This window comes from Phytobacter ursingii (assembly GCF_001022135.1).
Lineage (GTDB): Bacteria > Pseudomonadota > Gammaproteobacteria > Enterobacterales > Enterobacteriaceae > Phytobacter > Phytobacter ursingii.
The window spans coordinates 105,771-118,683 of record NZ_CP011601.1 but is presented as its reverse complement, the minus strand read 5'-3'; the positions used below and the strand labels follow the sequence as shown (position 1 = coordinate 118,683).

The window sequence follows — 12,913 nt, the reverse complement described above, 5'->3', positions numbered from 1 at the left end:
ATGGGAAAAGTTACTTTGCCTGCTCTGCTTGGGGCCACCGTGATTGGTTTTGTCGTATTTGCTTTAACCAGCTTTTACTACAGGTCAGAATATATACCAAAAAGGAGTGTATTAATCGTTCCGGACGCACCCATTAGTATCGAAGATGGCAGTAACGCTTTTCCCGTTCAGACAGTAATAATGAACGATCCAACTCTTATTGATAAATTTGTAGGAGAGGGCAATATTAATGAGGAGAATGCTTTTGACTATCACAAAAGTAACGTTTTGGAACCTAATTACAAACATGAAATATCTAGAACGAGCCAGATAGATAAAGCTGAAATGAATCATCCATCTGTTCGTGAAAACTGGGCCAGAGCAGGTGAACCCTATATCGTTCCTCAGATGTCTGACAGCGAACGAAATCTAAAAATTAAACGATTCCAGAAACCTACAAGTGGAGCTAATCATGGACATTAAAAAGGCCTGGGAAAATAAGACCGTCAGACTTTCTGTTATTGGCGCTCTGCTGGTAGTGATTGTTTATATTATTAGCCAGTCTATTTTTTCCACACCAGTTAAGAAAGAAAAGAAAACACAGAAAAAAGACATGCAGACCAATTTGTTGTTAGATGATTCGCAAATGAACAAATTGAGTAATGAAGAAAGCCAGAAAGTATATAAAGAAATGGTTAAGCAAAACCGACTTGACCAAAATGCGGCGAAAGAGGACCGCGAAAAAGCAGAAAAAGCCCAACAGGAAACTAAAGCCCAAGTTGCAAGTTTAACTTCTCAACTTCAGCAGCTGTCTCAGCAAATTAATGATATGCAGACAAATCGAAACGGCAATCGTAACTTGGATGCTGGTAGTTCGCGTAAAACGATTAATGAGCAGGCACCGGCAGCTCCTTATCAGCTTAATGCTAATGCGCCGATTAATGGCGTAAACCCTAATTACGCTTCTATCACACCTACGCGTAATAGCCCAATGAGAACAATCACACAAAGTTCCATTAAGACTAATGGTACCGATGGTGTCATTCAGGTTATGCCCGTGTCTGAAAACAGAATCAAGGAAGGCAGAGAGGTCATTGCAGGAGATAAAGCGCCAACTCGGACTGTACGAGGTGATGGTACTGCGCCAGTTGATAGCAAAGCGCGGCATGCTGCCCGAAAAGATGAAATGTTTCTTCCGGCAACATCTATTATCACTGGTGTTCTGATTACCGGGCTTGAAGCGCCTACAAGCCTTTCTTCCAAATCAGAACCAATGCCAGTAACGATGCGTATTAAAAAAGATGTCATCATGCCCAATAATTTCACCATGGATTTGCGTGACTGTAACCTTCTGGGTTCAGCTGTTGGTGATCTGGCGTCACAGCGTGCTTACATACGTGCCACTTCTATCTCTTGTGTTAATTCAAAAGGGAAAGCTTTTGACGTAAAACTGGAAGCATATGCTGTAAGTGAAAATGACGGAAAAAATGGGATCCGAGGCACGCTTATCAGCCGAAATGGTAACGCAATTGCAGGAGCTGCATTTGCCGGTGGACTTTCTTCACTTGCCGGTAGCTTAAGTCCCAGTAAGGTATCTTCACTTAACATCGACCCTAATTCACAGGCTCAGTATCAGTCCCCTAATTTTGGTGCACTTGGGGCATTAGCCGGGGCTGGTGCAGCTCAAGGTGGTCTTAATCGACTCGTCGATTACTACACCGCAATTGCAGAACAACAGTGGCCAATCGTAGAAATTAGCCCTGGCCGAGCTATTACATTTGTCGTTCAGACCGGAACTACAATTCCAACGAATCTGACCAGTCGCTGAGGTTTAAATGGATAGTTTAGAAAAAAAAGAATCGCCTGAATCAGCTGGACCTGAAATCACTAAAAAAATGGTGCGAGAAAGGACAACAAAAAAAATTACCTTCGAAATTGATATTGAAAAAATATTGAAGTATTTATTTTTCTTCGCCTTTGCCGTATTGGTCATTATTTATGGTTATAAAGGCTTTATGAATGTTTACGATTACTTCAATAAACAATCCCAGCCTTCGTACAAGATTGCAGTGCTTGACATGCCTGAATTACGTAAGGAATTTTTCAAGCATCACGGAGGCCGTACTGCTGACAATGATAGATCTCAATTCGAAGAATATTTCAGAACATTAATGAAGATCTACCGTGACCGTGGCTATTTAATTATTGATGCAACGCTTGCCGTTACTGTACCGGATAGTGTTGAAATCGTCACTTATATGGAACTTGAAGATAGCTCTGAAGCGGTACAATCAAGTTCTTATAATGCAAAGAAGTAGAGGGCACCCAATAGTGAAAAAGTTACTTTTCCCTTTAATGGCGGCTTTCGCCATTATGGCGAATACGGTCACTTATGCTTCAGAGCAGGTCCTAACTAATAGTGATGCTGCTGCGTTAATGGCAAAGGCAAAGGAAGGTGGCGTTTCACCCAGTCAGATCTCGGGTGTGTTATCAAAAATGAAAGGATATAAACCTAAGGATGCCATATACATTCCTTCTGGTGGGCTATACCTCTTTCAGGACGAACGTTCGCAGCTAATGGCAGTAACGACCGATGGCCGATACTCCCTTACTGGGGGAAGCCTTGTTGATGTAATTAAACGTAAACCTGTTCTGACTGTAGAAGAAATCAGGAATTCCTATTTTATTAGTCTTGATGAGGCCCCCTTCCCTCTGGAAACTGTAGCGTCCATTCCTCTGGGAAATTCAAAGCTTAAAAGACAAGCAGCCATTTTCATAACACTTGATTGTGACGGTTGCATGGAACTTGTTAAGAAATTCTATGCAGATCGGGACAAGTATCGGATAGATATTGTTTTAGTTCCCTCACCCGGTGAGCCAAAAGAAGAGCTTAGAAGGCTCTGGTGTAGTAAAGAAAAAGGAAAAATAAACAACCTCGATATTCTTCGTTGGCTAATGGGAAGCAAATCCGACATTGAAAAAAGATTGCTCTCTCAAAAAGAAGCAGAAGAATGTCCGGCGGAACCTTTGGTAGCGTCATTGATGCTCGCAGGAATTTATAAATTGCAGGGTGTACCTTCAGTTGTCAGACAGGATGGTTTGGCTGGTAATGGCATTCCAAAAGATTTCGACTACTGGTTGAACCAAAGCGTTGAACCTCTCTTAAAAAATCCATTTGAGACAAATTAAGGCTAGTTTATGAACATCAAAAGATTGGTACTCAGTGCTCTGGTTGTAGGTACATCCTCATATCTTACGGGGTGCTCCATCGGTAGTTCCGAATCCGAATGTCCAGGCATTGAAAAGGGCGTTATCTGTAAAGGTCCTCGCGAAGTTATGGAGTTAACTAATAATCGAGATGATCTGTCTGCACTGGCGGGGGAAGAGTCGGAATCGGGAAAGGAGAAATCGGCTGTCAATGACAGCCGTTATCCAACTGAAATTAGCCCTCCAGGGGAAGTCAAATATCCACAGTCTACTACCCTTAAAAATCAGCCTGTGGCTTATTCAAAAACCGAAATTAAGCCAGTTGGTCAGTTACCTGTCATGTACGATAAAACTTTAAAAATGGGTGCCCCTACTTCATCCATTGGACCACGGCCTATTTCTGGTGTACCGGTTAATTCAAACGTAAGGATGACTAGCAGTTATAGCACTGCCTCTTCAACTGGTAACCCTTTCGTTCATCCGGCTGCGGAAGTCGTTAAACAAACAAGCTATCCGGTTTCTGCTGGAAATGCCCCACGCTACGTTGCACCTAATTCTGATATCAGCCCTGGTAAGGATATGTACTCTCTTTACAATGGCCAGCCCGTTAACCCGACTCTCAACCCTGGGCAGATCCAGCAATACCGTTCGCAAGGTTATAAACAAGCTGTAGTGGCTCCTGAACCACTTGCTGTTCTGCAACAGGGGAAAGTAATGAGAATTACTTTTGCACCTTATACCGATGATAACGATGCGCTTAATCTTCCCGGCTACGTTTATGTCAACGTAAAACCGCAAACATGGATTGCTGGCAAGAATTCGACCTCAAACCCAGCTCGCATAGTTCCTTTAGAAGTACAGGATGCGGCCCGGGAAAATATGCAGCAGCAACAAAAAGCAACTAAAGCTGTCTCTTCGAACGGCATTGTTAGACAACTGTAAGGTCAAATATGGAAGCTATCAATAATTACAATAGCGGTTTAAATCGCCATCAATTAGGTGGGTTTATCCCTGTTTACGATCAATTAGCAGGGACTCACTATTTTTTGATTGATGGCAACAGATTAGGGTTTATGTTTATCTGTAATCCATCCCCTGGAGTTTTTGATAATCAGCAAGATGTTCTTGCTGAAATGTTCAAAATGGATTTCCCTACAGATACTGTCTGTCAAATATCTCTGACTGCATTGCCAGACCTGACTTTACAGCTTAGTGCTTGGTCAGCTGTGCGAGGTGGGCGTATGACTGGGAACGATAAGCTTAAAGCAGATCTGCTTAATGGTTATCAGTTGGACTACTACGACAGAAGTATGCATAAGCCTTTAAAACCTGATCATGATAACCTTATGTTGAGGGATTTTCAGGTATGGATCTCGCTATCGATTCCTTTACAGTCTGCCCTTCCTACCGAGCTGGAACATTCGCGTATCGATTCACTTTACTCTGAACTTGTAAGTAAGTTAATTACGATTGGATTGCATCCGTTTAAGGTCGATGCAGAAAACTGGCTCTATTGTATAGATAAGGTCGTAAACCCCGGAAAGAACTCCCGGTGGGCTGAAGGTTTCATAGACGTTAACACTATGAAAAGGCTTAATGAACAAGTTAACGTTCCCGGCCGTAAGTATACAGTCACAGAAAATCATTTCTCATCAGTCACACAAAGTGACGACGAATCTGAGCATCGTTACTTCAAACAACTTTCCGTTGTAAAGTTTCCTGAATACGTCAATTTCGGTTGTATGTATGAGTTAGTAGTTAACTGGATGCATGGACGTAAGACAATTTTCAGCCCATTTATGATCACTCAGACTGTTCAGTTTGCCGATCCGCTCAAGTTGTCAAAAGAAAACGTCCGCTACAAAGCAATCACTAATAAACAGGCAAGTATACCTTCAGTTGTCACATTCTGCCCTCGCCTGCGGGATATGGATAATGACTACATGGCCGTAACTCGCGAGCTTGAGGATGGCGCAAAGCTTTTAAGAGGGTATCTTACTTTCACTGTTATGGGTAGTAATGCCAATTCTGTGCAGACAGCAGCTAACGATCTCAAATCCTTTTACCTCGAAAGCCGGGTCAAAGTAGCAGATGATTCCTTTATCGTTTTCCCGTCATTTATGTCATGTCTGCCAATGTGCAATGACCCAAAGACAATTTTCGACCTTGACCGTTCCGAAGTAGTGAGCAACACCGGAGCGGCTCATATGACACCGATCTTTGGGCCCTGGAAAGGTAATACAGATAGACCAGTACTGAGTTTAGTTTCTCGTGAAGGTCAACTCATGGGACTTGATATTTTCAAGACTTCTGCAAGCTATAACATGGTTATTGGTGCAACGTCAGGTGCAGGGAAGTCATTCTGGACAGCATATCTAATCAATAACTATCTTGGAGCTGGACCGCGATCTAATAACCTCGTTCATTATCGCTCAACATTTAAGCATTTTTTAGAAAACGAATACCCAGATGATGATCCTGACGGTGCTCAAGTATTTGTTGTGGACGTGGGCCGTTCTTACCAGGGGATTGCGGAACAATATACAAACAGTCAATTTATTGATTTCGGTAAAACCCCTGACTTCACCCTAAATCCCTTTGCCTTCCTAACTGACATCACTGTTAACGACGATGTATTTAACGAAGCACCTGAATTTACCGGTGAATCAACTTCAAACGATGCAGAAAAAGACAAAGTTGCTCAGACCATAATGGTTTTGAATCAGCTAAAAATTATGGCTTCAGAGAAAGGCCTTATCGATGATTATCAACAATCAGTGATGCTTCAGCTTATTGCAGAAGAGTACCAAGAATCCAGAAAATCAGGTCGGACCGGTTCAATAACCGGCTTTGCTCTGCGTTGCAAGAAGCATGAAGACAAACGTATAAAGGATATTGGGGAGCAACTCGGAGCATGGTGCGAAGGTGGAATTTATGGGCACCGGTTTACCGATACGTTGCCTCCAATCAACTTCGACAGCAGATTTATTGTTTTGGAACTGGAGGAGCTAAAAGGCACCCCCCACCTTCAGACAGTTGTATTAATGTCTATCATTCAGGCTGCTCAGCATGCAATGTTCATCAAAAAAGATGGGCGTCGTCGCTTGTTCATCCTTGATGAAGCATGGGAGTACATTCGTCCTGATAATTCATCAGGTGCCGGAAATCAATCAAACCAATTCTTCTCTTCCTTCCTCGAAGCGGCATGGCGTAGGTTCAGGAAAACAAACTGCGCTGGCATCTGTATCACACAGTCGTTTGAAGATTATTTTACTTCTTCTGTTGGCCGGGCCCTGACTGCTAACTCGCCTTGGAAGATAATCATGAAACAAGAAAAAGAAAGCATTGAAGCAATGAAGGCTAATAAATATTTTTCTACTTCAGATGCAGAATATGAACGTATGAAAAATATTCGTACAGTCAAAAAGGTGTTTTCAGAGATGTTAGTCAGGTTCGAAAACTTCCAAGAGATCTGTCGGTTATACGTAGACCGGAAAATGGAGCTTTGTTTTACTACGGATAGTGCTGACAGGAGTAAATTATGGGAAATTCAAAGCCGCGAGAATTGTAGCTATGGCGAGGCAATAGAAATTCTCTATGCTCAAGAAGTAGCAGCGGGTTTGGCCGCGTAGAGTAAATATCTTCAAGCAAAAATAATTAAACCAGATGTCTCATAAGAATCTGGTTTTTTATTGTATGCCTTAAGTAAACAAATGAGGTTGTGACTTAATGAGTTCATCACTGTGCTGCAAATTTTGGTTTTATAATTAATGTGGTGTAAAAACAGTGACATAAATACAAATCGCAGTTAGGTTGTGTACGCATTAAGTAAACAAAATTTATAACTTCAATACTGACATTATAAGATGAAAATCACGTAAATTACATTTTTGTTTACCAAAGGTAATCAAAGTAGCGCGGCATTATTAGTGAAAACAGATCACTGGTGTCATTTTGCATACAAAACTTAATATCCTTTAATCATTCTTCTAAAAGTTTATTATTAACGGTTTGGTTTCTGAAAATTTATCCAATTTGCTCACCGAAGACTTTTAACTTATTTAACCCCCTTTATCGCCAAACTGTGATTTTCTAATGTTAGTCTACAGTTCTAGGGCCCTTGCTCCCATGATGCGAATCCTGCCACCTAATAAAGATTAACGCCTCATTCCTGTATGCCGGTCTTACGACGCCAGTGCACGGACTATTTTTGGTCATCACAAGGACAGGCGGGAGATTTAATCAGGGCGTGGTGTTGCTGAGCAGCAGCTGCGGCACTGTAAGCCGAAGGCGGAATTAACTCCTTTATCACCATCTGGGGACGTCATTATGGGTAGCCCTTTTAACTTACTCAGGACCATTAAGCTAAAATTCCGGATAGCGATTGACGTAAGATTTAGGCTAAGCAGGTAAAGTGATCCCCGCTCCCGGGGTGACAACTTTATACAAAAGGCCGAGCGGAAGATTGTCCTTAGGGAATATTTCTTTAACACAGCACGGGCACTTACTCACGCTGCCGGATTTAACCCCCTTAATCGCCAAACTGGGGTTCTGTCCTCATGCTGGCCTTCAGTTCTGGGCGGGGTTGCTATCACTTGCTCCCTAATGCGAGATGTACCTGCTGATACAGATTAACGTCATATTCCTGCGTGCCGGTCTGCCGACACCAGTGCACGGGCTTTTTTCGGTCATCACATTACCGGGCAGGAGATTTTATCAGGACGTGGTGTGACTGAGCAGCAGCTGGGGCACTGTCATCCGCTTGCAGATTTAACCCCCTTAATCGCCAAACTGGCGTTCAGTCCTGATAGTGTCCTTCCGTCCTGGGCAGGGTTGCTAACACTGGCTCCCTTAATACGAAATGCGCCTGCTGATAAAGATTAAAGTCACATCACTGCATACCGGTTTGCCGACTCCGGTGCATGGCCTTTTCCGATAATCACAAGGACGGACGGGTGATTATATCTGTGCATAGTATGTCTGAGCAGCATCAGAAGGCACTGTCAGCCACTGGCAGATTTAACCCCCTTAATCGCCAAACTGGCGTTCAGTCCTGATAGTGTCCTTCCGTCCTGGGCAGGGTTGCTAACACTTGCTCCCTTAATACGAAATGCGCCTGCTGATAAAGATTAAAGTCACATCACTGCATACCGGTCTGCCGACTCCGGTGCATGGCCTTTTCCGATAATCACAAGGACGGACGGGTGATTATATCTGTGCATAGTATGTCTGAGCAGCATCAGAAGGCACTGTCAGCCGCTGGCAGATTTAACCCCCTTAATCGCCAAACTGGGATCAGTCCTGATAGTGTCCTTCCGTCCTGGAGAGGGTTGCTAACACTTGTTCCCATGATACGAAATGCGCCAGCTGATACAGATTAACGTCTCATTGCCCATGCCGGTCTGCCGACACCGGTGCATGGCCTTTTCCGATATTCGCAAGCACAGATGCTTGATTTTTTCAGGGTGTAATATACCTGAGCAGCATCTGAAGGCACTTTCAGTCGCTGTCAGATTTAACACCCTTAATCGCCAATCTGGGATTTTATGATGTTAACCTCCAGTTCAAGACCCTTGCTCCCATGATGCGAACCTTGCCACCTGATAAAGATTTACGCCTCATTCCTGTATGCAGGTCTTACGACTCTAGTGCACGGACAATTTTCGGTCATAACAAGACCTGGCGGAAGATTTAATCAGGCGTGGTGTGACTGAGCAGAAGCTGGGGCAATGTCAGCCGCTGGCAGAAAAAACCCTTATTCGCCATCTCAAACCGTCATTATGGGTAGTCCTTTTAACTTTCTCAGGACCATTAAGCTTAAACTCCGTTTAGAGAATGACGTAAGATTTAGGCTAAGCAGGTTAAGTGATCCCTCTCCCGGGTTGAACACTATATTCATCGTACGAGCGGAAGATTGTCCTTCGGGAAATATTTCTTAAACACCGCTCGGGATCTTATTGCCACTGGCGGATTTAACCCCCTTAATCGCCATACTGGGGTTCTGTCCTGATGCTGGCCTTCAGTTCTGGGCTTGGGTTGCTATCGCTTGCTCCCATAATGCGAAATGTGCCTCCTGATACAGATTAACGTCATATTCCTGCGTGCCGGTCTGCCGACACCAGTGCACGGGCTTTTTTCGGTCATCACATTTCCGGGCAGGAGATTCTATCAGGGCGTGGTGTGACTGAGCAGCAACTGGGGCACTGTCAGCAGCTTGCAGATTTAACACCCTTAATCGCCAAACTGGGATTCTGTTCTGATGTTGACCTTCCGTTCTGGGCGGGCTTTGGTTTACTAACACTTACTTCCATAATACGAAATGTGCTTGATGATGCAGATTAAATTCACATTACTGCATACCGGTCTGCCGACACCGGTGCATGGGCGATTTCCGACGATCTCAAGAACATATGGGAGATTATATCAGGGAGAGTAGTATGCCTGAGCAGCATCTGAAGGCACTGTCAGCCGCTGTGAGATTTAACCCCCTTAATCGCCAAACTGGGGTTCTGTCCTCATGCTGGCCTTCAGTTCCGGGCTGGGTTGCTATCACTTGCTCACATAATGCGAAATGTACCTGCTGATACAGATTAACGTCATATTCCTATATGCCAGTCTGCCGACATCAGTGCTTGGGCTATTTTCGGTCAAAACAAGACCTGGCGAGAGATTTAATCAAGCGTGGTGTGACTGAGCAGCAGCTGGGGGCACTGTCATCCGCTTGCAAATTTAACCCCCTTAATCGCCAAACTTGGGTTCAGTCCTGATGTTGGCATTCCGTTCTGGGCGGCGTTGCTATCACTTGCTCCCATTATGCGAAAAGTGCCTGCTGATACAGATTAACGTCATATTCATGCATGCCGGTCTGCCGACACCAGTGCACGGGTTTTTTTCGGTCATTACAATACCGGGCAGGGGATTAAATCAGGGCGTGGTGTGACTGAGCAGCAGCTGGGACACTGTCAGCCGCTGGCAGATTTAACCCCCTTAATCTCCACACTGGGGTTGCCTCCTTAAGTTGGGTTTCATTTCGGGGTGAGGTTGCTAACTCTGCTCCCATAATTCGTAGTGTGCCTCCTCAAGAGATTAACACCTCATATCTTTAGACTGGACTGACGACAACGGTTCACAGTTAGGAAACGTATATCAGCACACCGGTGAGATAGATTTTAGGGTCTAAGCAAGAAATAGGGTAGGCGTGAAGATTCATTAATGGAGCTCTTAACTTCAAAGCGTAGAGAAGGAGACAAGAATCGTGGTTTAAACAGGTTGTGCATTAGGTATGGACTAGAGAGTCTGAGCTCACATCTGCAAGTTAAGCTCACAAAAAATCATAAAAAAGTAAACAAACATTAGCTTAAGATTGAAACTAAGGATAGAATTGTACGCATAACAAGGAAATGGACGCATTATACGTAAAGTTTACATATATGCGTAAAAGTCGGTTTTCAGTGCAAAAAGGTCATAACCATGAATTTACTTGAAAAGATCGCCCTCGTTGGTCAGCGCATGAAAAGCGAGCAGATTTCTCTAAAGGAATCTCTGATGGCTTCATCAAGAGTATCTGTTTCTGATGATAGTGTTGATGGTGTTGATAGACTGATCTATAACCACTGTTTGAATAAAAAAAATCTCTCTGATTTTTTTGGGAAGTCACGAGTAACGTTCAATAAAATACTTTCGGACTTAGAAGAAAAAGAACTTGTTGGTGCACCTATTTATCAAAACAAAAATCATCTTTACACCCGCTGGGATGTTCAAAAAATAATGGATGCCCTGGGTTATCCCAAGTACCGCGATCATTACTTTAGCAGAGCTATTGTTACTCAGAATCATAAAGGCGGTACAGGGAAAAGCACTACATCTGTAGCTTTAGCAGTAGCAGCTGCTTTAGATCTACAACTCAATGCACGTGTATTAATGATCGAATGGGACCCACAAGGTTCGATTGGAAGCAGCATGATTCAAAGTGTCTCAGAAGATGATGTCTTCCTTACAGCAATTGATGCAATCCTTGGAATTTATGAAGAAAATTCTGAGTATAAAAAATATTTAGATTCAGGATTCTCTGAAGAAGAAATCATCACTAATATGCCTTTTTCAACGCATCTGCCAAACTTGGACGTAATAACGGCTTTTCCGACAGATGCTCGTTTTAAAGATAAATACTGGCAATGTTCTAGAGAAGAACGTACGTCTTTGTTACTACGTTTCAAGGAAGTTATCTTACCGGTACTGAAGCAGAACTATGATTTGATTATTATAGACACTCCACCTGAAGATTCACCTTTGATCTGGGCTGCTGACGAAGCGGCCGATGGGATTCTTGTCGCAGTGTCACCACGTGAATATGATTACGCCTCTACTACAGACTTCATGCTTACAATAAGTGAAAGGTTTAAACAATCACCAAGTAAGGGCGACAATTTAAAATGGTTCAAAGTTCTTGCTGTCAATGTAGATGACAAAAGTCCATATGAAAGAATAGTTTTGGATAAATTAATCAGAACTGTTCAGGACCTTTTGATGTCCGCTAACATAAAAAATTCTGAAGCATTTAAGGCAGCTGCTTCCAAAGGGCGTACAGTGCTTGATATCAAAAAATCAGAGGAACTTTGTTCCGCAAAGCAGCTTGATGTCGCAGAAGAATCTGTATTACAGGTATATCAGCAATTTATAAATGAAATAAAAAGTTTTTCAGCTAAGCAAGGAGTTAACGCATGAGCGATGAGCAACATATCGGGAATGATAAATCTCGATATTTAAACGCACCAAAGCGGACAGAAGTCGGTCACCGTTCAGGTCTTGCGGGTTTGAAAACAGCACCTCGCATAAAAAAGTTATTCACTCTTCATAAGGGCCGGAGACTTGAAGCGGAACATGTGATTGTTCCAGCCCAGAGAGTGGAGAAGGAGACCTTAGTCCATCCAGCGAACCCACGAAATCAAGAAGCCCTTACAGATTATTCTGTTAGAGATATTCTTAAGCAGATTGAAGAAAGAGGGGTCGATACCGAAGGGATCGCTGTAAAAAGAGATGGGGTTTATTTATTAATAGAAGGAAGTCGCAGACGTTTCTGCTGTATAAAGGCAGAAAAGGATCTCCCCCTGTGGGTTCTTCCGGATGAACTAACCGAAGATGATATAAATTCAATTATATCCGCAGCACAAACATCTCGAAAATTTTCATATAGAGAAGTTGGGTTTCAATTTATCAAAAAAATGGAAGAAAAAGGATTTTCTACTAATGAAGAACTCGCAGCATATCTTGGGATTAGTCATGTATCGGTAGCCAAAAGAATCCAGGCGGCCCGTATTGACGAAACATTAATCTCTTTATTCCCGGATTATGAAGGAATCCCGAACTCCTATTATAGTCGCTTGTCTCGTTTACAGAAATATGTGCAAAAAAATCTATTTCCTTTAGATGAAGTAATAGATAATGTTAAAGAGGAAACAAAAGATTTAGACATTGGAGATCTCCAGGTTGCTCAAAAAGTTGTAATGGAAAAAATCACACAATCTGTGGAAAGTGTTTGTGAAAAAACTTATTCCACAAAATGGGAAACAAGTGATCTTATTACTTTTGATAACAAAGATAAGTATGCAAGAATCAGTAAAAACAATACTGGTAGAAAAATTCGCTTTGAATTCAATAGGATAAATGCGGGTTTTATTAAGGAACTAGAGGAGTTCATAAAAGAAAAATTAAAAGTATCAGAATAAAT

General features: G+C 42.7%; 9 protein-coding genes. All 9 read left to right on the top strand.

Annotation, left to right across the window (positions count from 1 at the left end; genetic code table 11):
• The 9 genes from htdO to AB182_RS02440 all read left to right on the top strand — a co-directional run bounded on the left by htdO (position 1) and on the right by AB182_RS02440 (position 12,911).
• Positions 1-462 carry a plasmid transfer protein HtdO gene (gene htdO / locus AB182_RS02475; RefSeq protein ID WP_000521242.1) on the top strand — a complete coding sequence of 154 codons (462 nt, stop codon included), beginning with the start codon at positions 1-3 and terminating at the stop codon, positions 460-462.
• Positions 452-1,807 (top strand): IncHI-type conjugal transfer protein TrhB, encoded by a 1,356-nt coding sequence (gene trhB / locus AB182_RS02470; protein WP_000351841.1) that lies wholly within the window; start codon positions 452-454, stop codon positions 1,805-1,807. Before htdO ends, trhB begins: the two co-directional genes overlap by 11 nt.
• 7 nt (positions 1,808-1,814) lie before the next feature.
• The gene (locus tag AB182_RS02465) at positions 1,815-2,297 is read left to right on the top strand and encodes a hypothetical protein (protein ID WP_000377632.1); all 483 of its coding nucleotides are present in this window, start codon (positions 1,815-1,817) and stop codon (positions 2,295-2,297) included.
• A 118-nt stretch (positions 2,298-2,415) separates the two neighbouring features.
• Positions 2,416-3,168: a protein-disulfide isomerase HtdT gene (gene htdT / locus AB182_RS02460; protein ID WP_182911723.1), complete on the top strand. Its 753-nt coding sequence runs from the start codon at positions 2,416-2,418 to the stop codon at positions 3,166-3,168.
• Positions 3,169-3,177: 9 nt separating this feature from the next.
• Positions 3,178-4,128, top strand: coding sequence for an IncHI-type conjugal transfer lipoprotein TrhV (gene trhV, locus AB182_RS02455; protein WP_001022588.1), 951 nt, complete (start codon positions 3,178-3,180; stop codon positions 4,126-4,128).
• An 8-nt stretch (positions 4,129-4,136) separates the two neighbouring features.
• Positions 4,137-6,818, top strand: a complete 2,682-nt coding sequence (locus tag AB182_RS02450) for a TraC family protein (protein ID WP_000387412.1) — start codon at positions 4,137-4,139, stop codon at positions 6,816-6,818.
• Between the two features lie 2,548 nt (positions 6,819-9,366).
• Entirely contained in the window at positions 9,367-9,528 is a 162-nt protein-coding gene (locus tag AB182_RS32500; RefSeq protein ID WP_001371949.1) for a hypothetical protein, read from the top strand.
• Between the two features lie 1,128 nt (positions 9,529-10,656).
• Positions 10,657-11,910: a ParA family protein gene (locus AB182_RS02445; RefSeq protein ID WP_001050364.1), complete on the top strand. Its 1,254-nt coding sequence runs from the start codon at positions 10,657-10,659 to the stop codon at positions 11,908-11,910.
• Positions 11,907-12,911: a ParB family protein gene (locus tag AB182_RS02440; RefSeq protein ID WP_001278838.1), complete on the top strand. Its 1,005-nt coding sequence runs from the start codon at positions 11,907-11,909 to the stop codon at positions 12,909-12,911. Before AB182_RS02445 ends, AB182_RS02440 begins: the two co-directional genes overlap by 4 nt.
• Positions 12,912-12,913: the final 2 nt, after the last annotated feature.